Source organism: Gemmobacter sp. 24YEA27 (assembly GCF_030052995.1).
Lineage (GTDB): Bacteria > Pseudomonadota > Alphaproteobacteria > Rhodobacterales > Rhodobacteraceae > Pseudogemmobacter.
The window spans coordinates 3463096-3485096 of record NZ_JASJPW010000001.1 but is presented as its reverse complement, the minus strand read 5'-3'; the positions used below and the strand labels follow the sequence as shown (position 1 = coordinate 3485096).

Here is a 22001-nt window from a genome sequence, read left to right as displayed (position 1 = left end):
GATGACGGCGCATCTTGTCTTCGATCCGCTGGTGCCCTGGCCGCTTTTATGGGCGCTTGGCGGCGTGACGCTTCTGATGCTGGCGCTGGCGCTCTGGCGCGGGCTGCCGGGCTGGTTCTTGCGCGGGCTTGGGCTGGCTGCGCTTCTGGCGGCGCTGGCCGGGCCGGGGCTGCAAAGCGAGGACCGGCAGAACCTTTCGGACATTGTAATCGTCCTGGTGGATGACAGCGCGAGCCAGGGTCTTGGGGCGCGGGCCGATCAGACGCGGCGCGCGCTGACGCGGGTGGAGGCCCAGGTCGCGGCGCTGGACAATACCGAGCTGCGGGTGAAACACATCACCGATGGCGCCGACAATACCGGCACGCTGGCGATGACCGCCATGTCGGAGGCCCTGGCCGAGGAACCCCGTGCCCGGGTGGCGGCGGTGATCCTGATCTCGGACGGGCGGGTGCATGACCTTGAGATGCGCCCCGATCTGCCCGCGCCGTTCCATCTGCTGCTGACAGGTGAAGCGGCCGACTGGGACCGCCGCCTTGTGGTGCAGAATGCGCCGGCCTTCGCGATCATCGGCGAGGAATTCAAGCTGAAGCTAAGGGTCGAGGATCAGGGTCTGGTGCCGCCGGATGTGCCGCAATTCGCCGATCTGACCATCGCGGTCGATGCCGATGCGCCGCAGACCTATTCGGTGCCGGTGGGCGAGGATCTGGAACTGCCGGTCGTGCTGCCGCATGGCGGGCTGAATGTGCTGCAATTCGCCATCGGCCCGACCTCGGGCGAGCTGACCGAGCGCAACAATACCGCCGTGGTGCAGATCAATGGCGTGCGCGACCGGCTGCGCGTGTTGCTTGTTTCGGGCGAGCCTCATGCCGGGGAACGCGTCTGGCGCAACCTGTTGAAATCAGATGCCAGCGTCGATCTCGTGCATTTCACCATTCTGCGCCCGCCGGAGAAACAGGATGGCGTGCCGGTGGATGAGCTGTCGCTGATCGCTTTTCCGACGCGCGAGCTGTTTATCGAAAAGATTGACGAATTCGACCTGATCATCTTTGACCGCTATCGGATGCGCGGCATTCTTCCGATGTCTTACATCGACAATGTCGTCCGCTATATCCGCGAGGGCGGCACGGTTCTGGTGGCCTCGGGGCCGGAATTCGGCGCGGTCGACAGCCTGTACCGCTCGCCTCTGGCCGAGGTGCTGCCGGTGGCGCCGACCGCTCAGGTCATCGAAGGCGGGTTCCGCCCGAAGATCACGGAACTCGGCCAGCGCCATCCGGTCACCGAGGGCCTCGACCGTTTTGCGCCTCAGGGCGAAAACGGCGAGCCGGGCTGGGGCCGCTGGTTCCGGGTTATGGAGGTCGAGAAACTTTCCGGTCAGACCGTGATGGAGGGGCCGGATGGTGCGCCTTTGCTGGTGCTTGACCGGGTGGATGAGGGGCGGATCGCGGTCCTGACCTCGGATCATGCCTGGCTCTGGGGCCGCGGTTATGAGGGCGGCGGGCCGCAGCTGGAGCTTTTGCGGCGGCTGGCACATTGGATGCTGAAAGAGCCGGATCTTGAAGAAGAGGCGCTGACGGCGACCGCCAAAGGCAATGAACTGACCATCACGCGGCGCACGGTGTCCGAGGATCCGCCAGGGCCACTGATTGTCACGGCACAGGACAGTGCGGTGGAGGGAGAGCCCGGGAAGCCGGTGATCCTTGATATGATCCAGGTGGCACCGGGCAAGTATCAGGTGGTCTGGCAGGCGCCCGAGGCCGGGCTTTACCGGCTGGAACAGGGCGATCTGACGCGGGTGATCGGCGTCGGCCCGGCCAGCCCGCGCGAATTCGTCGAAACCATCGCCTCGGGCGATGCGGTGATCGCGCCGAAATCCGCCGGCGGCCCGGCCTATGGGTCGGTGACCCGGCTGGAGCCCGGCCTGCCTGACCTGCGGCAGGTGGCAGAGGGGCGACCGGTGACGGGGCGCGGCTGGATCGGTATCACACCCCGCGAGGCCTGGATGACCACCGAGGTGCGACTGGCGGCTTTGCTGCCGGGCTGGGCCTGGCTTGTGCTGACCGCCGGGCTGGTCATCGCCGCCTGGCTGATCGAGGGCCGCCGGGGCGCGAAGCGCTGAGGAGGGGGCGCCCCTGCGGGGCGCTTTGCCTTCGGCGAGAGTCTGTTTGTCAGGGGAAAGCTGTTGCGCCGTATTGCCGCTTTTCCGGGCGCGGAACAGAGGACGCATTTTTGCCGGCTCTGCCCCCTGGCGCATTTGATATCCCGGGAGTTTACCCCGGACGGGGTTTCCGGCCAGGGGCCGGCTTGGCCCGGACGCTCGCAGGGCGGCCGGCGGGCAAAGCGCGCTTGCGGGGGAGCGGCCGGGGAGACCGCTCTGCTTTCCGCCCGTCCTGCAAGGCGTGGTGGACGGCCGCCCCAGGTGGAATTTCCTGGCAGGGCATACGAGGCCCGGCGGGGGCCGGAACCTCGTTTCTTCCGGTCGTGGCGCTGGTCAGGCCCGGCTGATCTCGTCGAGATACCAGGTGATATAGCGCAACTCGTTATATTCCATCGGTGCGATGGGACCAGGCTCGAAGTAATGCGATTTCACGCCGCGCGCGGTGTGTTCGATGATCTTCTTGTCTTCCTCGGTCGTGACTTTCCAGAGCCAGGTCAGGAGGTTCAGATCGTAATCGACGCCTTCCTCTGCGCCGTCTTTCACCAGCCAGATCAGTTCCATCTCGCAGGTATCATGGGTTTTCGGGATGAAACGGTAGATCATGCCGTGATCGGGATAGCAGACCAGAAATGTGGTGCCACCGAGATGGATTGAGGTCACGCCGCCATCATAATCGGTGAAGCGCCCCATCAAAGGTGCGAGGGGGGAGCCATCTTCGGACCCGGTCGAGGCGCCCTCGTAAAGCGCATAGCGGAAAACATCGACCGCCTCGCCACCCCGGGATGAATTCTGCCAGTGATTGCCCGACAGCACCGAAAGCCCGAGCGCGCAGCTCTTTTCCTCCATGGCGGCATTGAGACCGGCGATCACTTCGGGCGGTTGCTCCAGCGCATGGGTCTGCGAATATTCCGGATGCGCCGGGCCACAGTGATAGCATTCGACATAATTCTCGACCGCCAGCTTCCAGTTCGCGGAGATCGGATAGGTCTCGCGATGCGCGACCTTTGCCGCGCCCCAGCCATATTGGCCGATACTGGCGTGCAGGGATTGCTCCACTTGCGTGAAATCCAGCGGGTCTTTCGCGAAGGAGATGAAGACCAGCCCTTCGACCACCTTCACATGCACTTTTTTCAGCGCATGGGCGGCGCGGTCGAAATCCTTCGGCATCAGCCGGGCCGCGCGCAAAGCGCCGTCCAGCGTATAGGTCCAGGCGTGATAAGGGCAGACGAACATCTTCGCATTGCCCTTGTCTTTTGTGCAGACCTCGGCACCGCGATGGCGGCAGGAATTCAGGAGCCCATGCACCTCGCCCTGCATGTCGCGTGTCAGGATGACCTGTTCATCGCCAAGGCGGAACAGCTCGAAATCGCCGGGCTTCGGGATCACGCTTTCATGGGCCAGACAGTGCCAGTGGCGGCGGAACACCCGCTCCATATCACGGGCAAAGACGTCCGGATCCATGTAGAAATCCCGCACGAGGCCATGGCCCGGGCGGTGTTCCGCGATCAGCCGCGCAATGGCGTCGGGCTTTTGGTCCGGGGTGGAAAAACTATCGTCGTGAAGCGCGCCCAATCTGGCCTCCTGCTGGTTTGTTTGCTGCCCCGGGTGATCGGAGACGCCGGGCTATGGTCCGGGGCGGACCTGCCAAAGCGCTCCTGACTGCCCGCCGCAGCCACGCTGATTTCCGCCTCAGGGCTGGTTTCCGGATGTCTGGCCTGTGCCCTTTCGCGAACAGAAATGGCACCTTCCCGGCCGCTCCTTCAGCCAGTGGGTCCCGCCATGCCGCGAAGCGCCGCACCCGTTGCGGGGGCAGCGCCGGCATCGGTCCGGCTTCCCAATTCTCCTCCAGACCTCCCGATATGGTGGCACCCTGATCTGACGCGATCAGAGCAGGCGCTATGTGAAAAACTGTTCTGTCTGCGGCAAATTATGTCGAAATTGATCTGAGGCCCGGAATGTGATGCGTTTCAGGCCGCGGCCCGCCCTCCGGCGCCCGTCTGAGCGCGAAACTGGGCTAAAATGCCGCTTCCGGTCATGGCTGATCACGACCAGGGTAAAGCGGGCCCTGGCCCTCTGCCCGGCGATCAGGGCCGTGACGAGGCCTCTGGCTTCCTCACCCGGCCCCGAGGCGGAGGAAGCGGCCTCAGCGCCGAGGGTCAGTTGCGCGAGGGTCTCGGGGATGTCAGGCCTCGCCCGCCCGGGCAGCATCAGCGCGATGTTTTGCACCGCCGTCAGACCGGGGATCACCGCCCCCGCCGTTGACGCGTGCAGCGCAGACTCGCTCCAATGGTCGGGCGGAACGGCGGAATGGCGTGGCGGTCCGCGCAGCAGATCGGTTGCCGCTGCGACTGGCACGAAACCGCAGGCCGGATCTCTGTCGGGGCAAACAGATCTTCCATCTCGCGAAAGCGTCAGGTCCGGTTGCACCCCGCCCGCCGACGTCGCGCGCGGTCATGCCAAAGTGTTTGTGAAAAGCGGTGCTGAGATGGCCGGGGCCGGAAACGCCTCAATCATAGGCGGCTTCGGGCAGCGAGCGGCGGTTGCTCCGGATCAGATCGGCGGCGCGTTCCAGCCGCAGATCGCGCAGGCATTCAAACAGTGTCATGCCGGCTTCGCGCCGGCAGCTGCGCTTGAGCGTCACATGGCTGTTGCCGAGGCATTGGGCGAAAATGATCCAGGCAAAGTGTCCCCGCGTGGCGGTCTTGCAGCAGGGCTTCGGGCATGTCCCGGCCGAACTGCGCGTTCGTCGAAGACCTGACCGATCAGGGCCAGGCATTCGCTTTCTTTGCGAAAAAGTGCCGCCGCACTGGTCAGGCCGTCGAAAGACCTCTCGGGCAGATGCCGCGCCGGGCAGGAGAGGAAAAAGCCCGGCACCATGCCCTGGCCGGGCAGCTCTGCTGTCATCAGGGCGCGCAGACGCGGGCTGACAATATCGGATTCCATGGTGGTCACAAAGCTCAGACAGGCCTCGCCCGGAAGCGTGATCCTCGTGGTCTTGCCCTTGCCGGGCAGGAAATGGGCAGGCTTGATCCGGCGCAAGGGTGGCGGTTCGCAGCGGCGTAGCCTTTCGTGATGTGGCGGTCGGGCCACTGGTAAAGGAACCCGCGCCAGTCGCGCCGCAGGAGGGGCCACTGTCATGCAAATCAGTATCTGTGCAGCCAGAGGCCGCCGGTGGCGCGATATTGTCCATTCATGCTCTTGCCCGCCACGCCCGACAGTTGAGCCAGAATGCCGCGACGGTCCCCTGCCTTGCGGGTCGGGTCTTTCCCATGGCCGGGATTGCCGGGCCTCAGGGGGGTATCGGATTGTCTCTCCGCTCTCAGTCGCGGGGGCGGTCGGATTTCGTACGGCCTCTTCCGCCTGTTGCGAACCTGGTGGCCGTCCTGTTCCTGGCCATTTACCCTGGCGCAATGGCACCATTCGGTGCCAGGTGCCAGGTGCCGGGCCAGGGTCTGAGACAGCTTGCGGGATCTCGCGCCGCAGAGGTCAGGCTCCCCGCGGGCCGGCGTGACGTCGGTCCTGCGTCAGAAGGGCTTTACCACCACGGCCCAGAGGATGGCGATTACGGCAAAGACGCTGATTTCGTTGAAGATCCGCAGAAACAGGTCACTTTCGCGGAACTCGCCGCGCCGCGCGCGCCAGACCATGCGGCCGGTCCAGATGTAATGGATCACAAGAAACGCGACGAGGCTCAGCTTCAGATGCAGCCAGGGATCAAACCCCCACCAGCCGATAGCCAGCCAGAGCCCGGTCGCAATGGCGATCACCATCAGCCCGGCCGAAAAGCGATAGAGCCGCAGGGTCAGATCGCCGAGCGGTCCGAAAGCGCCAAGGCTGGCCCATTCGCGCTTCCAGTAGATCAGCGCGCGCGGCACCGCGAAGATCGAGGTCATCCAGCCCATCACGGCCAGAATATGAATGATTTTTATCCAGTCCATCGGCTCAGGTGGCAGATTTCTCCCTCTTTGTTCAAGGGAGAAACTGTCGCAGGGCCTCAGTAGCCCCGGATACGGTCCACCAGATGGAGGAGGGGCTCGCCCGTTTCTGCGCGGCGGATGTTTTCGGCAATCACCTGTGAGGCGGTCACCGCGCGGGTATCGGCGGCAACATGCGGCGTGATGGTGACCTTAGGATGCGCCCAGAACGGGTGGTCCTGCGGCAGGGGTTCGACCCGGAAGACATCCAGCGTGGCATGCGAGATCTGGCCGGCATCCAGCGCCGCGATCAGCGCGGCATCGTCAATCAGCGGGCCACGCCCCGGGTTGATGACCACGGCGCCGGGCGCCGTCATCGCGAGCGTGTCCGCATTGAGGATGTTCTGCGTGTCCGGCGTGTTGGGCAGCAGGGTGATGACGATCTGCGCATCGCGCAACGCTTCCCGCAAGCCGGCCTCACCATGAAAGGTTGCGAGGTCCGCGATGGATTTCGGGCTGCGGCTCCAGCCTTTGACCGGGAAATTCAGGGCCTGGAGCGCGCGGGCACAGGTGAGGCCCAGCTCGCCCAGACCAAGGAAGGTGACCGGGCGCTGGCGGGCGATGGGCGGGCAGGCGTGGTCCCAGACCCGGCCTGGATTGACGATATGGCGGTCCATGCCGAGATGATGGCGCAAGACGTGTCCCGTGACATATTCCACCATGCTTTCGGTCAGGCCCGGATCGACCATCCGGGTCAGCGGCTGGGTAAGGCTTTGATTGCCCACGATACGCTCGACCCCGGCCCAGAGCGACATGACCGCTTTGGCGCGGGTGAAGGGGGCGAAATCCTGCAAAGGCGAGGTGGGCGCATAGAGGATATAGTCGATCGCCGCAGGGTCATGCGCTTCGGTAACGATATCGGCGCTGATACCGGCCGCCCTTAGCGCGGCGGGCAGGAAGGGTTCATATTCATCCCAGCCGGGAGCGGAAAAGAAGATCTGTGTCATGGCCGCGAGCCTGCGTCGCGCTGCATGATTTGTCCAGAGGGGGCGCCCCTTCGGGGCGCTTTGCGCGTTCCGCGCGGTGCGTATTTAAGTCAGGAGAAAGCCCATTCCCCTTGATGCAAATACTTATCTGCTGGCTGCCGCTCAGCGCGGCCGGTGGACATGGGCGCTTTGCATCAACCCAAAGCCCACAAGGATCACCAGCATGGCCGAGCCGCCATAGGACATCAGCGGCAGCGGCACGCCGACCACCGGTGCCATGCCCATCACCATCGACAGGTTCACCGCGATATAGAAGAAGAAGTTGGCGGCGACCCCGATGATCAGGAGGGAGGAGAACCGGTCGCGGTTTTGCAAGGCCGAGATCATGCAGAACCCGATGATCAGCGCGTAAAGGATCAGCAGCGAGAAGGCCCCGACAAAGCCGAATTCCTCGGCGAGCGTAGAGAAGATGAAGTCGGTCTGCTTTTCCGGCAGGTAGTTCAGCCGCGACTGGGTGCCCTGCATGAACCCCTTGCCCGACCAGCCTCCGGAGCCAAGGGCGATCTTGGCCTGGATGATGTTATAGCCCGCCCCCAGCGGATCGGCAGAAGGGTCGAGGAAAGTGTCGATCCGGCGGAACTGATAGTCATGGAGGAGCTGCCACTCGGTGCCCCGGCTCTGGAACACTGCAACAACAGTGCCCACGACCAATCCGGTCACGGCAGCGAAATACCAGTAGCTGACGCCGGCCGCGAACATCACTGCCGCCCCCGCCATCAAGAGCATCAGCGAGGTGCCGAGGTTGGGCTGCATCAGCACCAGCACCGTCGGCAGCGAGGTCAGCAGCACCGGGATCAGCACCCATAAGGGCCGCGATACTTTGCGGATATCGAGCCAGTCATAATAGGCGGCCAGCATCAGAACGAGGCTGAATTTCATCATCTCGGAGGGCTGGAGCCGCAACGGCCCGAAATCGATCCAGCGCTGCGCCCCCATGCCCACGACACCATAGAGATCGACGATAATCAGAAGCACGAAAGAGGTCAGATAGGCGATCCCCGCCATCGAACGCCAGAACCAGACCGGCACCATGGCGACCATGAACATCAGCACCATGCCGGCGGCAAAGACCTGGGCCTGGCGCCGGGCCCAGAGGTTGAAATCCCCGCCCGCCACCGACCAGAGCATCAGGATCCCCACCGCCGAGACCGCCGTGACCAGCACGATCACCTGCCAGTTCAGGTAAAGCACCTTGCGGATGCCGGTCGGGGCCTGTTTCAGGCGGTTCTCGAAAAATGCCATTGGCTCAGGCCTGATCGGATTTGGTAAGGGCGCCGGTCTCGGGGTCGCGCAGCGGCAGGTCTTTCAGCATCGATTCGATCCGGCCGCGCTGGTCGGAAGGGTAGGCGGCCAGGGGCGGGCGGCCTCCGGCAAGGGCTGCAAGGATCACATCGCGCGCAACCGGCGCCGCGACGGTCGAGCCGCCGCCGCCATGTTCGATGATCACCGCCACCGCATAGCGCGGATTGTCATAGGGCGCATAGCCCACATAAAGCGCATGGTCGCGCCTGCGCCAGGGCAGTTGTTCGTTGCGGATCACACCCTGGCTGCGCTCGGCTGCGCTGATGTTGCGGACCTGGCTGGTGCCGGTTTTGCCGGCAAGGATCATGGTCGGGTCGACGATCCGGGCCGAGCGCGCGGTGCCCGCCTGGCTGTTGACCACATCCCACATCCCCTGTCGCATCGCCGCAAGGTGGCGTTCGTCAATCCCGAGCGATGCCGGTTCAGGCGCGGCAATCTCTTTCCCGTCGATCATCCGCACCAGGCGCGGCTCTACCGCGCGGCCCGAGGCGATCCGCGCCGTCATCACCGCCAGTTGCAAAGGCGAGGCCAGCACATAGCCCTGACCGATCGAGGCGTTGATCGTGTCGCCGATCCGCCAGTCCTGGCCGTAGCTTTCCTGTTTCCAGGCGCGGTCGGGCATGGTGCCCGGCACAATCGCCGACATCGGCAGCTCATGGCGGCCCCCCAGCCCGAGACGGCGGCCCATCTCGGCCATCTTGTCGATGCCGACCTTTTGCGCGATGTCGTAATAATAGACGTCGCAGCTTTTCTGCAGGCTCTGGGTCAGCGACAGCGTGCCATGGCCGCCCCGGCTCCAGCAGTGGAAGCGGCGGCCGCCGAATTCCAGATAACCCGGGCAGCGCACCTTATGGCCAAGGTCAATCGCACCGGAATCAAGCGCCGCCAGCGCGGTGACCATCTTGAAGGTCGAACCGGGCGGATAGGCGCCCGAGACCGCTTTATTCGCCAGCGGCCGGTGGTCGTTTTCGGTCAGGCTGGCATAATCGGTATGGCTGATGCCGCGCACAAAAAGGTTCGGGTTGAAAGAGGGCGCCGAGGCGCAGCACAAGAGATCGCCGTTCCGGACATCCATCACCACCACGGCGGCGCTCTCGCTGCCCAGACGGGCCTGGGCGAAATTTTGCAGATCGGCGTCGATGGTCAGGCGGATATCGCCGCCGGCGACACCTTCCTCGCGGCCAAGTTCCCGCATCACCCGGCCAAAGGCGTTCTTTTCCACCTGGCGGGTGCCGGCACGACCGCGCAGCACCTTCTCCATCCAGCGCTCGGTCCCGATCTTGCCGATCTGGAATTTCGGCAGTCTGAGGATCGGGTCGGGATCCTCCTGCTCGTCGAGATCCTTTTGCGACACCGCGCCGACATAGCCGACGATATGAGCGAAATCATAGCCGCGCGGATAGATCCGCGACAGGCCGACCTCGGGGATCACCCCGGGCAGCGCCGGCGCATTGATCGCAACTTTCGAGAAATCGTCCCAGTCGAGCCGGTCTTTCACCACGACCTTCACATGCGCCGCGTTCTTCTTCACATCGGCCAGCGTCTGGTCCAGCTCTTCGGCGGTCATGGGGATCAGCCCGGCAAGGCGGTGCATCACCCGATCAACATCGCCCGCATCCTCGCGCGTGATCACCACGCGGTAATTCTGTTCATTCCCGGCGATCAGCTTGCCATTGCGGTCCTGGATCAGGCCGCGCCCCGGCGGGATCAGCTCGATCGAGATGCGGTTCTCTTCGGCCAGGAGCTTGAATTCCTCGGCCTGGTCGACCTGGAGATAGCGCATCCGCACGCCAAGCGCCGCCACCATCGCCGTCATGCCGCCGCCCAGCAAAAGGCCCCGCCGCGTGATGCTGCGGGCGCTGTCTTCCGCGTCTTTTTGCGTGCGTCTCATCAGGTCACCCGTTCACAACCGTCTGCCGAAATCATCCACCTCACCGGTGGCGGGTTTTCTCAGATCAAAAGCCAGGCGCGACAGGCCCACCACCAGCGGATAGGCGAGGATCGACCACAGCACCTGGACCACGGCGAATCCGAAAGGCGGCAGATCAACAAGGGTCAGCGTAAGCGCCAGCCGCTGCGCCAGCAACATCGCGATCATCAGCCCCGAGGCCAGCAGCCATTCGACGGCGAAATTCATCTCACGCGTCAGCGCATGGCGGCCGCGCAGGAATTCGGACGCGAGCACGACCAGCGCGGTCCAGAGCCCCGGCGGGCGCAGCAGCAACAGATCCTCGATCAGCAGGACCGGCGCGATCAGCCAGACCGGCAGGAAATCGGGGCGGCGCATCATCCAGGCGATGATCAGGCATAACAGCAGATCCGGCCCGGGAAACCGGCCCACTGCCGTGCTCAGCGGCAAAAGCCGCACAAAGAGAAACAGCCCCGCCAGCGCCAGGAAAAGCAGCCGGTATCCCCAGGGATCCATCTGCATCCGGCCGATCATTGTCCGCCCCCTTGCGCATCGGCGCCCTGGCCGGTGGCATCGCCGCCTTCGGCATAGCCGGATCCGGTTTCGCCGATCTCGCCGCTGCCGGTGGTGGGCTGGGTGGCGGCCTCGCGTTCACCGTCAACCGTTGCCACGGGGACCGAAGGCAGCGGCGGCGCAATCAGCTGGCCGGGGTCAAGGATCGGCTCCAGTTCATGGCTGCGAAGCACGCGCAGGAATTCAAGCCGCTGGTAATCGGCCGCGAGCACCACCCGCAGCCTGCGGTCCGATCCCATCGCGACCTGGCCGACCAGCAGGCCGGCGGGAAAGACACCACCATCGCCGGAGGTCACCACCCGGTCGCCGGGCCGGACCTCATCGGTGGTCTCGATGAAATCAAGAAGCGGCAAGGCACTGTTATCACCCGACAAAAGCGCCTTCTGCCCCGAAGGCTGAATGGTCACCGGAATGCGGCTTGAGGTGTCGGTGATCAGGATCACCCGGCTCGTGCGGGCGCCAACGCCCGAGATGCGGCCCACCAGCCCGATCCCGTCCATCGTGGCCCAGCCGTCGCGGATGCCATCGCGCTCGCCGACATTCAGCAGCACCGACTGGCGAAACGGGCTGCCACTGTCCGCCAGCACCACGCCGGTCACATGGGTCAGTTTCGGGTCGAGCCGCACATGGTTCAGATCCAGAAGCCGCGCATTCTTCTGCTCCAGCTGAAGCGCGGCCTCTTTCCAGGCCTTCATCTGCTGCAGCTCGCGCTTCAGTTCCTGGTTTTGTTCATAGATGCGGGTATAGGACTGAAAGTCCTCGATCATGGTCATGGCGCGTGTCACCGGCACCAACGCCCATTCCATATTGGGGATCACCGCATCGACCAGCGCCGCGCGGAACCGCTCCACCCTTGGGCTGTCGATGCGCCAGAGGATAAAGATCCCCAGAAGTGCCGCCACCAGCAGCCCGACCAGCAGCCGCCGCACGGGGCGGGAAAACTCTTCTGATCCGCTACGGCTTCTCGACACGCGCGCGCCCCGGTGGTGCTTAAAATGGGTTTGCCAGTGGAAGCGGGGTCAGGATGACCCCGCGCTGATTCACCTGGCCGGCTCAGATATCGTATTCGATCACATGCCGGAGTTGCTTTTCATATTCCAGCGCTTTGCCGGTTCCGAGAGCAACACAATTCAGCGATTCATTCGCGACCGAGATCGACAGCCCGGTCTGTTCGCGCAGCGCCAGATCCAGATCACCAAGGAGCGCGCCGCCGCCGGTCAGCATTACGCCGCGGTCAACGATATCGGCGGCCAGGTCCGGCGGCGTTGCCTCCAGCGCCTGCATCACCGCATCGCAGATCTGCTGCACCGGTTCGGCCAGCGCCTCGGCGACCTGAGCCTGGCTGATCTCGGTTTCCTTCGGCACGCCGTTCAGGAGGTCACGCCCCCGGATCTGCATGACCGCGCCGCGCCCGTCATCGGGCATCCGGGCCGTGCCGATCGACGTCTTGATACGCTCGGCCGTCGAATCGCCGATCAGCAGATTCTGGTGGCGGCGCAGGTAAGAGACGATGGCATCATCCATGCGATCACCGCCAACACGGACCGACCGCGCATAGACGATATCGCCCAGCGAGAGCACGGCGACTTCGGTGGTGCCGCCGCCGATATCGACCACCATATTGCCGGTGGGTTCGGTGATCGGCATGCCGGCGCCGATGGCCGCAGCAATCGGTTCCGACAAGAGCCCCGCGCGTTTCGCGCCCGCCGAGATCACCGACTGGCGGATGGCACGTTTTTCCACCGGCGTCGCGCCATGCGGCACGCAGACGATGATTTTCAGCCGGGTCCAGGTACCGCGACGAATGACCTTGCGGATGAAATGCTTGATCATCTCTTCGGCGGCTTCGAAATCGGCGATGACGCCGTCGCGCATCGGGCGGATCGCCTCGATGGAGCCGGGGGTGCGGCCCAGCATCAGTTTCGCATCTTCGCCGACCGCGAGGACCTGCTTTTTGCCGTCCTTGGTGTGATAGGCCACTACTGATGGCTCGTTCAGGACGATGCCCTTGCCACGGATATAGACAAGCGTGTTCGCCGTGCCGAGGTCGATCGCCATGTCCGACGAGAAGATTCCGGGGATAAGCGCCATGCGGGCAGCGTCCTTCGTGTCCTGTGGATCGCGTCCCGCGCCGGGCAGATGGCGGGAAAACGACCTGTTGCACCCGCGACTCAGAGAACTCCGGCGGGCGCCTACATATAAAGAGACACAGAGTTTTGTGAAAGCCCGTGGGGACGGTTCCGGCACACATCTGCGTGCATAAAACCGGCTTGCAGTTTTGCGATATTCTACATGTCAAAACGGGCAAATTCTGCCAGTAAACTTTACATTTTACGACATTTGGTCAGAGACGCACCCCGGCTCCGGCTAAAGGGCCGGGCGCGCGGTTACGGCAGCCATCGGCAATGGTGCCCGGAAGCCGCTTTCGGGAATCGGGGGGCGGGAGGACGGATGAGGTCGCGGGGAGGGCAGGGTAAGGCGGCGGTGCCACCTTACCCTGCCCCTGTCCGGTCGGATCCGTTACGGCGCGTCGCTGTAGGAGACCGATTTCAGATCGTCATTCGGCGCCGATTTGGTGCGGCGCACGATCAGACGGTTCAGCGCATTGATATAGGCCTTCACGCTGGCGACGATGGTGTCGGTATCGGCCGACATGCCGGTGACGATCCGCCCGTCTTCTTCCAGCCTGACCGAAACCGTGGCCTGGGCATCGGTGCCCGCCGTCACGGCCGCCACCTGATAGACCTGCAGCCGCGCCTTATGCGGAAAGAGCTGTTTCACGCAGTTGAAGGCCGCATCGACCGGGCCATCGCCGGTCGCATCGACACGGTGATCCACCCCATCGACCGAGAGCACCATATCCGCCTCTTGCGGCCCATCGGTGCCGCAAACCACCCGCAGCTTCTTCAGCGCCAGCGTGTCATGCGCGTCGAGCGTCTGTTCATCCGCGACCAGCGCCAGGATATCCTCGTCAAAGACCTCTTTCTTGCGGTCGGCCAGCGCCTTGAACCGCACAAAGACGTCATTGAGCTGGTTATCGGCCAGATCATAGCCCAGCTCCGCCAGTTTCGAGCGCAACGCGGCGCGGCCCGAATGCTTGCCCATGACGATGTTCTTGGCGTTCAGCCCGATATCCTCGGGGCGCATGATCTCGAAGGTTTCGACGTTTTTCAACACGCCGTCCTGGTGGATGCCGGATTCATGCAGGAAGGCGTTCTTGCCGACGATGGCCTTGTTCGGCTGCACCACAAATCCCGAAACGGTGGCGACGCGGCGCGACAGATGCATGATCTTCGTCGTGTCGATCGCGGTCCGATAGGGCAGGATGTCGTTGCGGACCCGGAGCGCCATCACCACCTCTTCCAGCGCGGTATTGCCGGCACGTTCACCGAGACCATTGATCGTGCATTCGATCTGGCGCGCGCCGGCCTCGACAGCGGCGAGAGAGTTCGCGGTCGCCATGCCCAGATCATTATGGCAATGCGTCGCGAAAATGATCTCATCGGCGCCGGGCACACGCTCCAGCAGCATCCGGATGATCTTGGCCGATTCCATCGGATAGGTATAGCCGACAGTGTCGGGAATATTGATCGTGGTGGCCCCGGCTTTGATCGCGATCTCGACCACGCGGCAGAGATAATCCGCCTCGGTGCGGGTCGCATCCATCGGCGACCACTGGATATTGTCGCACAGATTGCGCGCATGGGTTACGGTCTGGTGGATGCGCTCGGCCATCTGGTCCATGTCCAGATTGGGAATGGCGCGGTGCAGCGGTGAAGTGCCGATAAAGGTGTGAATGCGCGGCGATTTCGCGTGTTTCACCGCCTCCCAGGCGCGGTCGATATCTTTGAAATTGGCGCGAGCGAGGCCGCAGATGGTCGAGGTCTTTGCATTTTTCGCGATCTCGGAAACCGCGGCGAAATCGCCCTCCGAAGCAATCGGGAAACCCGCCTCGATGATATCAACGCCCATCTCGTCAAGCAGCGTCGCGATTTCCAGCTTTTCAGCATGGGTCATGGTGGCGCCGGGCGATTGCTCGCCATCCCGCAGGGTGGTGTCGAAAATCATGACGCGGGGTTGTTGGGCGGATGTGTCAGCAGTCTGTGCCATGGGGGTATTCCTTGGGCTTGTTCGTCTCAGCCATGGCCCGAAATGCAGGATCGGGCCGGTTCTCAGGCCGGGCGCTTGGTCACATCCGAGCGGTCGCGCCCGGAGGCCCGCTCAGACGAGGCTGAGAAGAAGGAGACCACGGGGCAGGAGCGGGCAGGAGCCCGGCTGCGGCAGGAGTATCTGATGCGATCCCGTGTTCATGAGGCCGGACTATACGCAAGATACGCGCCCTGAAAAGGGCCAGAACGCATTTTTCTGACCCGCGCCTCAATTTTTCGTCGGGTCTCTGGTTGATTGCGGAAGCCTCCGGCGGGGATATTTAAGGACAGATGAAAAACCTTCGCTGATTTCATCTGTCTCTAAATATCCCGGGGGTGAGCCGCGCAGCGGCGAGGGGGCAGCGCCCCCTCTGCCCGGCAGGGTTCAGGGCACGGCGGCAGGTGCAGGATCTGTCAGGATGCCGTCCTGCCAGATGCCTTCCGCGATCTGGCTGGTCTTGTAGGTCATCTTGCCCTGACCATGGCGCTTATCGGCCTTGAAGGCGCCGTCATAGACATCCCCGGTGGCATAGGTGGCGACACCCTGGCCTTCGCTCTGATTGTTCACCCAGTCACCGCTATAGCGGTAGCCCTCGGGTGTTGTGAGCTCGCCCTTGCCATCGCGCTTATCGGCTTTGAAGTCACCCTTGTAGACAGTGCCATTGGCGAAGGTCGCGGTGCCGCTGCCGTCGCGCAGGCCCGCTTTCCACGATCCTTCATAGCGGTAGCCATCGGGGCGGGTCATCACGCCCTGGCCTTCCGGGCGGGCTTTGACGAAATCGCCTTCATAAACCTGGCCATTGGCGTAAGCCGCGCGACCTTTGCCCTCGATCACCCCATTCACCCAGGCGCCCTGATAGGTGGATTTGTCGGGATAGGTGATCGCGCCCTCGCCATGCGACTGATCCGCCTTCATCGCGCCGACATAGACCGAGCCATCGGGATAGGTGACCGAACCGGTCCCCTCCATCTTGCCGGCCACCCAGGAGCCCTCATAGCGGAAGCCATCCGGCGTCGAGAATTTGCCCTGGCCGTCGCGTTTATCGGCTTTGAAATCGCCCTCATAGACATCACCCGCCTTATGGGTGGCGATGCCTTTCCCTTCGCGTTTGCCGTTGACGAAAGCGCCCTCATAGACATCGCCATTGGGCTGGGTCAGCTTGCCTTCGCCATTGATCTGGCCCTGCGCCCAGCCACCGGCATAGATCAGCCCGTTCGGCATGGTCAGCGTGCCCAGACCGGAGCGCTCATCCGCCCGCATCGCGCCCTCATAAACCGTGCCATCGGAATAGGTGAGCTTGCCGCTCCCTTCCTTTACGCCATTCACCCAGTCGCCCTCATAGCGGTAGCCGCCCTCATTTTGCAAAACGCCCTTGCCGTTCCGCTGCCCGTTGAGGAAGGCACCGGTATAGATCGCGTTATTGGGATAGGTCGCCACACCCTCGCCAGTCATCTTGCCTTCGATCCAGTCACCGTCATAGGTGCCGCCATCGGCAAAGGTGATCTTGCCGCGGCCCTGAGGCTGGCCTTTTTCGAAAGCGCCCTCATAGACTGACCCATTCGGATAGCGCGCCCGGCCCTGGCCCCTGATCTCGCCATCGACCCAGTCTCCGGAATATTCATATCCGTTGGGGAGGCGGTAGGTTCCCTTGCCATGCTGACGGCCGTTTCTGAAGGTGCCTTCATAAACCGATCCGTTGTCATATTGCTTGGTAATGACCTCGCCGTCAGACTGGGCGAGGGCAGGGCCGGAGGACAGGGCCAGACAGGTGGCCAGCGGCGCGGCAAGTGTGGCGGCGTAAAGGGATGCCGTGAATTTGCGCATTGCAGGATGTCTCCGGTGTCGTTTGCGCCCGCAGCCTAAGCAGGGGAAGCCGCCCATGTCCAGACATCAGGCCGCGCATCTGCGTGAGGCTTTCCAGCCCGCCCCGATCTGTTAGAAGCGGTGAGGCGAGAGGCGCGATAAGGACATGACGATGACCGACACATTCCGGTTCCTCCTGGTGCAGGCCAATCCGGTCTTAGGCGATATCGCCGGCAATGCTGCAAAGGCCCGCGCGTTCTGGGAGGAGGGCAAGGCTGCCGGGGCCGATCTGGTCGCGCTGACCGAGATGTTCATCACCGGCTATCAGACCCAGGACCTGATCCTGAAACCTGCCTTTCACCAGGACGCCATCCGCGCCATCGAGGCGCTGGCAACTGACTGCGCCGATGGTCCCGCGCTCGGGATCGGCGGGCCGGTTCTGGCGAATGGTCAGCTTTTCAACGGCTATTACATCCTTGAAGGCGGTAAAGTTTCTGCCCGGGTGCTCAAGCACCACCTGCCGAATGACGCGGTTTTCGATGAAAAGCGGCTCTTTGCCGCCGCAGATGTCACCGGCCCCTATGTGGTGAAAGGCGTCCGTATCGGCACGCCGATCTGCGAGGATGCCTGGCACCCCGATGTCGCCGAGACGCTGGCCGAGACCGGGGCCGAGATCCTGCTGGTCCCGAATGGCTCGCCCTATCATCGCGGCAAGCCCAATCTGCGGCTGAACCTCATGGTTGAACGTGTGGTCGAGACCGGGCTGCCGCTGATCTATCTGAATATGGTTGGCGGCCAGGACGATCAGGTGTTTGACGGCTCGTCCATGGTCCTGAACCGGGGCGGACGGCTCGCGGTGCAGATGCCGCAATTTGATGAGGTCAGCACGCTGGTGACCTTCCGCCGCGGTGCTGAAGGATGGGAGGCCGATCCGGGCGAGATCGCGGCCATTCCCCCGATCGGCGAGGCAGATTACCGCGCCTGCGTCATGGGTCTTGGCGATTACATGCGCAAATCCGGGTTCTCCAAAGCCGTTCTGGGCCTGTCGGGCGGTATCGATTCTGCGATTGTCGCGGCAATTGCCGCCGATGCGCTTGGGCCGGAAAATGTGCATTGCGTGATGTTGCCGTCGGAATATACCAGCGCGCATTCGCTGGAGGATGCGGCCGAGGTCGCGCGGCTTTTGGGAGCGCGGCTCGATACCGTGTCCATCGTCGGCGCGCGCGGCGCGGTGGGCGAGGCGCTGGCGCATGTCTTTGCTGGCACCGGGCCGGACGTGACCGAGGAAAACATCCAGTCCCGCCTGCGCGGGCTGATGCTGATGGGAATTTCCAACAAATCCGGCGCGATGCTGCTGACCACCGGCAATAAATCCGAGGTCGCTGTCGGCTATTGCACCATCTATGGCGATATGAATGGCGGCTATAACCCGATCAAGGACATGTATAAGACGCGGGTTTTCCTGACCGCGCGCTGGCGGAATGACAATCACCGGCCCTGGATGAAAGGTCCGTCCGGCGCGGTCATGCCGGAACGGGTGATCACCAAGCCGCCATCCGCCGAGCTGCGCCCTGATCAGCGCGATGATGACAGCCTGCCGCCCTATGAGGTGCTGGATGCGATCCTCGAAGGGCTGATCGAGAATGACCTCTCGGTCGCAGATCTGGTCGCGAAAGGCTTCGCGCGCGAGACGGTGAAACGGGTCGAACACCTCGTCTGTATCTCTGAGTGGAAGCGGTTCCAGTCGGCGCCCGGTGTGCGGCTGACCCAGAAAGCCTTCTGGCTCGACCGCCGCTATCCGATGGTGAACCGCTGGCGCGACAGCTCCGGCGCATGACGGGCGCGCTTTATATCGGAGCCGCACTGGCCGAAATCGCCGGCTGCTTTGCCTTCTGGGCCTGGTGGAAACAGGGCGCGGCAGCTTTGTGGCTGATCCCCGGCACGCTGGCGCTGATTGCCTTCGCCTGGTTTCTCGCCCTGACGCCACCTGAACATGCGGGCCGCTCTTACGCGGCCTATGGCGGCATCTATATCTGTGCCTCGCTCGCCTGGCTCTGGCTCGCCGAGGGCGAGGCGCCGCGCGCGACCGACCTGATTGGGGCCGCCCTCGCTTTGGCCGGCGCCGCAGTCATCCTCTGGGGCGCGCGGCCGGTCTGAGGACCACTCCCCTGTTCCGCCACTGCGTCTCTGGCTGATTGCGGAAGCCTCCGGCGGGGATATTTAAGGACAGATGAAAAACCTCGGCTGATTTCATCTGTCTCAAAATATCCCGGGGGAGGCCCGGAACGGGACGGGGGCAGCGCCCCCTTGCCCGGATGCGGCCGTCACACCGTATGCAGATAGAGATCGAAATCGACCTCGGAGACCGTCCGCATCACCCGGCCATATTCCGCCGCCTTGATCGCGGTAAAGGTGCGGTGCATGTCTTCCCCGAGCGCCTCTTTCAGGAACTCCGAACCCTTCGCCGCATCAATGGCCGATTTCCAGTCAGAGGGGATCGCGCTGGTGCCTGCCTCCTCATAGCCATTTCCGGTGGTTTCCGGGCCGGGGTCGATCTGGTTTTTCATCCCGTGACGGATCCCCGCCAGCACGGTGGCGCCGACCAGATAGGGGCTCGCGTCGACGCCCGAGGGGCGATGCTCGATCCGGCGCGCACGGATGTCACCTGCCGGGATCCGGAGCGCAACCGAGCGGTTGTTCACCCCCCAGGTTGGCGAGACCGGCGCGTAGGATTGTGAGGCAAAGCGGCGCCAGGAATTGGCATGCGGCGCGAAGACCAGCATCGATTCCGCCATCGTTTCTTTCAGCCCGCCAAGCGCGTGGCGGATCGCCTCATTCCACTGTCCCTCGACCTCTTCGCGGAAGATGTTCTTCCCCGTGCCGTCCTGCATCGAGACGTGGAAATGCATCCCTGACCCGGCGTAATTCTCGTTCGGTTTGGCCATGAAGCAGGCGGTCACGCCATGGGCGCGGGCCTGGGCGCGCACGATCCGCTTCAGCCGCACCACGTCATCGGCGGCCTGCATGACATTCTCGCGGTAATGCAGCGTCAGCTCATATTGCCCTGGCGCATATTCCGAGATCATCGTTTCGGCATTGATCCCCGCCGCCTTCGCGCCTGCGTAAATATCGGAAAACAACGGCAGCATGCCGTGGAGATGGTCGACCGAATAGACCTCGGTCTTACGCGACGCGCGGCCGTCCAGCACATCGTGGGCAGGCTGCATCTTGCCATATTGGTCGCGCGTGTTCTCCAGCAGGAAAAATTCCAGTTCGAAGGCCCCCGCCGGGTAAAGGTCCTCGGCAGCCAGCGCCTCGACCTGGGCCGCCAGCGCATGGCGCGGGTCCGAGGTCATGGGCGCGCCGTCCAGCGTATACATCGACATGAAGACCTCGCCGCGGGGCGGAGTGGTCCCGTGCAGGGCCACCAGCGTGCCGGGGATCGGCCAGGCGCGCAGATCACCATCGCCCTGATCCCAGATCAGCCCGGTCTCATGCACATCCTCGCCGCAGATATCGAGGCCGAGGATCGAGATCGGCAGATGGCGGCCGGATTTGTACAGGCCTTCCAGCTCGTGTCGCCGGATGATCTTGCCCCGCCCGATGCCGTTGGCGTCATGCAGGATGATGTCAAAGGCTTCGATTTCGGGATGGGCGGCGAGGAAGGTTTCGGCCTCGGCCAGGGTGGAGCCGGAAGGGCTGGTCTCGGTCATCTCAAAGGTCTTTCGCGGCGGTTTTTTGCGGAGCAGGGAAAAGCTCGGCCAGGACTGCGGCGAAATGGGCGATCAGGCGGTCGATCTGCCCTTTCGTCGTCACCGGGCTCACAAGCATCATATTGTGGAAGGGGGCGATCAGGCTGCCCCGGTTCAGAAGGCCCAGATGCACCGCCGCCTCGACGGCGTGGTGATGCGCCATGCCGGCCTCGGTGCCGTTCTTCAGGGGCTCGGGGGCGCAGATGAATTCGACGCGGGCGCCGACCCGCGCGACATGCCAGGGGGCCTGCGCTTTGCGGATCGCCTTTGTCAGCCCCTTCGCCAGCCGCGCCGCGCCTTTTTCCATTCTGGCATAGGCTTTGGCAGTCATCACCTCCGATAGGGTCGCCACCAGACAGGCGAATTGCATCGGATTGGCTGAAAGCGTGGTACCCATGCCGGAATGGCCGGGCGCGCGGGCGGCATTGGCGGTGGCGTAGCGTTTCGCGACCTGGTCGCTCATGCCCCAGACCGCCGTCGGCATGCCGCCTGCCACGCATTTTCCGACAATGAACATATCTGGCGAGAGGCCGTGCACGCCGGTATAGCCGCCCAGGCCCGAAGAGAGCGTATGCGTCTCGTCAATCATCAGAAGCGCGTCATATTGCGTCGCCAGCCGGCGCAGCCCGTCATGAAAGCCCGGCGCGGGCAGCACCATGCAGGAATTGGTCATCACCGGCTCGGTCAGGATCGCGGCGACATCACCTTGCGCCAGCGCCGCCTCGACGGCTGCCAGCTCGTTGAATTCGACCGCTACCGCTCCCTGCGTCAGATCGGCGATCTGGCCCAGAAGCCCCTGGCGGTTTTGCGTAACGCCATTCACCAGCTCGACCATGACATCATCGACGGTGCCATGGTAACAGCCGTTGAACACAAGGATTTTCGGCCGCCCGGTCACCGCCCGCGCCACTTTGATGGCGAAGCGGTTGGCATCGGTCGCGGTGGTCGCGATCTGCCACTGCATCTCGCCAAAGCGGTCCGACAGCAGCCGCCCGGCTTCGGCCACGGCATCCGAGGGCAGCATATAGGTCAGCCCGCGCGCGGCCTGAGCGCGAATCGCACGCGCCACCGGGGCAGGGGAATGGCCAAACATCGAGCCGGTATCGCCCAGACAGAAATCGTCGATCTGATGCCCGTCAATATCCAGAATCCTCGCCCCGCTGGCTTTCGCGATCACCGTCAGATGCGGCATCGGCCAGTCAGTCATCCAATGCATCGGCACGCCGGAAAGATAATGCTTTGCCGCAGCCGCCATCCGCGCCTTCGATTTCGGATGCGCCTTTGCGTAAGCCTTCGCCTCACGGGTGGCAAAGCGTTTCAGAAGCCCGGTATCGACCCCGGCAATCTGTCCCGCATCGGCTTTGGTTTTCGGCATATCGGCGCCCTCCTGATCCGGCT

At 63.7% G+C, this 22001-nt stretch carries 16 protein-coding genes and 1 riboswitch; of the genes, 3 read left to right on the top strand and 13 right to left on the bottom strand.

Features of this window, described 5'->3' with window-relative positions; all coding sequences use genetic code 11:
• The first annotated feature begins 1 nt into the window (after nt 1).
• Complete coding sequence (locus QNO18_RS17285) at nt 2–2116, top strand: hypothetical protein (RefSeq protein WP_283178689.1); 2115 nt, start codon at nt 2–4, stop codon at nt 2114–2116.
• A gap of 372 nt (nt 2117–2488) precedes the next feature.
• Here the strand turns inward: QNO18_RS17285 and QNO18_RS17280 are convergent, their stop codons facing one another.
• From QNO18_RS17280 to QNO18_RS17230, 11 genes are all read right to left on the bottom strand, one after another.
• The gene (locus QNO18_RS17280; protein ID WP_283178688.1) at nt 2489–3727 is read right to left on the bottom strand and encodes an aromatic ring-hydroxylating dioxygenase subunit alpha; all 1239 of its coding nucleotides are present in this window, start codon (nt 3725–3727) and stop codon (nt 2489–2491) included.
• Nucleotides 3728–3830: 103 nt separating this feature from the next.
• Nucleotides 3831–4043, bottom strand: a riboswitch (cobalamin riboswitch).
• Nucleotides 4044–4792: 749 nt separating this feature from the next.
• Complete coding sequence (locus QNO18_RS17275; RefSeq protein WP_283178687.1) at nt 4793–5194, bottom strand: hypothetical protein; 402 nt, start codon at nt 5192–5194, stop codon at nt 4793–4795.
• Between the two features lie 485 nt (nt 5195–5679).
• The gene (locus QNO18_RS17270; protein ID WP_283178686.1) at nt 5680–6093 is read right to left on the bottom strand and encodes a CopD family protein; all 414 of its coding nucleotides are present in this window, start codon (nt 6091–6093) and stop codon (nt 5680–5682) included.
• A 56-nt stretch (nt 6094–6149) separates the two neighbouring features.
• A complete protein-coding gene (locus tag QNO18_RS17265) occupies nt 6150–7076 on the bottom strand; it encodes a glyoxylate/hydroxypyruvate reductase A (protein ID WP_283178685.1) in 927 nt (308 codons plus the stop codon).
• Between the two features lie 141 nt (nt 7077–7217).
• Nucleotides 7218–8357 carry a rod shape-determining protein RodA gene (gene rodA / locus QNO18_RS17260; RefSeq protein ID WP_283178684.1) on the bottom strand — a complete coding sequence of 380 codons (1140 nt, stop codon included), beginning with the start codon at nt 8355–8357 and terminating at the stop codon, nt 7218–7220.
• A gap of 4 nt (nt 8358–8361) precedes the next feature.
• On the bottom strand, nt 8362–10308 hold the full coding sequence (mrdA, locus tag QNO18_RS17255) for a penicillin-binding protein 2 (protein WP_198837029.1): 1947 nt from the start codon (nt 10306–10308) through the stop codon (nt 8362–8364).
• Nucleotides 10309–10320: 12 nt separating this feature from the next.
• Nucleotides 10321–10860: a rod shape-determining protein MreD gene (locus QNO18_RS17250; protein ID WP_092898972.1), complete on the bottom strand. Its 540-nt coding sequence runs from the start codon at nt 10858–10860 to the stop codon at nt 10321–10323.
• Complete coding sequence (gene mreC, locus QNO18_RS17245; protein ID WP_283178683.1) at nt 10857–11870, bottom strand: rod shape-determining protein MreC; 1014 nt, start codon at nt 11868–11870, stop codon at nt 10857–10859. Before mreC ends, QNO18_RS17250 begins: the two co-directional genes overlap by 4 nt.
• An 82-nt stretch (nt 11871–11952) precedes the next feature.
• Nucleotides 11953–12990, bottom strand: a complete 1038-nt coding sequence (locus QNO18_RS17240; protein ID WP_092898968.1) for a rod shape-determining protein — start codon at nt 12988–12990, stop codon at nt 11953–11955.
• Between the two features lie 429 nt (nt 12991–13419).
• On the bottom strand, nt 13420–15009 hold the full coding sequence (locus QNO18_RS17235) for a 2-isopropylmalate synthase (RefSeq protein ID WP_283178682.1): 1590 nt from the start codon (nt 15007–15009) through the stop codon (nt 13420–13422).
• Between the two features lie 423 nt (nt 15010–15432).
• A complete protein-coding gene (locus QNO18_RS17230) occupies nt 15433–16872 on the bottom strand; it encodes a 2-isopropylmalate synthase (protein WP_283178681.1) in 1440 nt (479 codons plus the stop codon).
• A 151-nt stretch (nt 16873–17023) separates the two neighbouring features.
• Between QNO18_RS17230 and QNO18_RS17225 the strand changes: the two genes are divergently transcribed.
• Both QNO18_RS17225 and QNO18_RS17220 read left to right on the top strand, forming a co-directional pair.
• A complete protein-coding gene (locus QNO18_RS17225) occupies nt 17024–18688 on the top strand; it encodes an NAD+ synthase (RefSeq protein WP_283178680.1) in 1665 nt (554 codons plus the stop codon).
• Nucleotides 18685–19008: a YnfA family protein gene (locus QNO18_RS17220; RefSeq protein ID WP_283178679.1), complete on the top strand. Its 324-nt coding sequence runs from the start codon at nt 18685–18687 to the stop codon at nt 19006–19008. The genes QNO18_RS17225 and QNO18_RS17220 overlap by 4 nt, the downstream gene beginning before the upstream one ends.
• 167 nt (nt 19009–19175) lie before the next feature.
• On the opposite strand, the gene QNO18_RS17215 is transcribed toward QNO18_RS17220, so the two are convergent.
• Entirely contained in the window at nt 19176–20564 is a 1389-nt protein-coding gene (locus tag QNO18_RS17215) for a glutamine synthetase family protein (protein WP_283178678.1), read from the bottom strand.
• A gap of 1 nt (nt 20565) precedes the next feature.
• On the bottom strand, nt 20566–21978 hold the full coding sequence (locus tag QNO18_RS17210; RefSeq protein WP_283178677.1) for an aspartate aminotransferase family protein: 1413 nt from the start codon (nt 21976–21978) through the stop codon (nt 20566–20568).
• Nucleotides 21979–22001 lie beyond the last annotated feature (23 nt).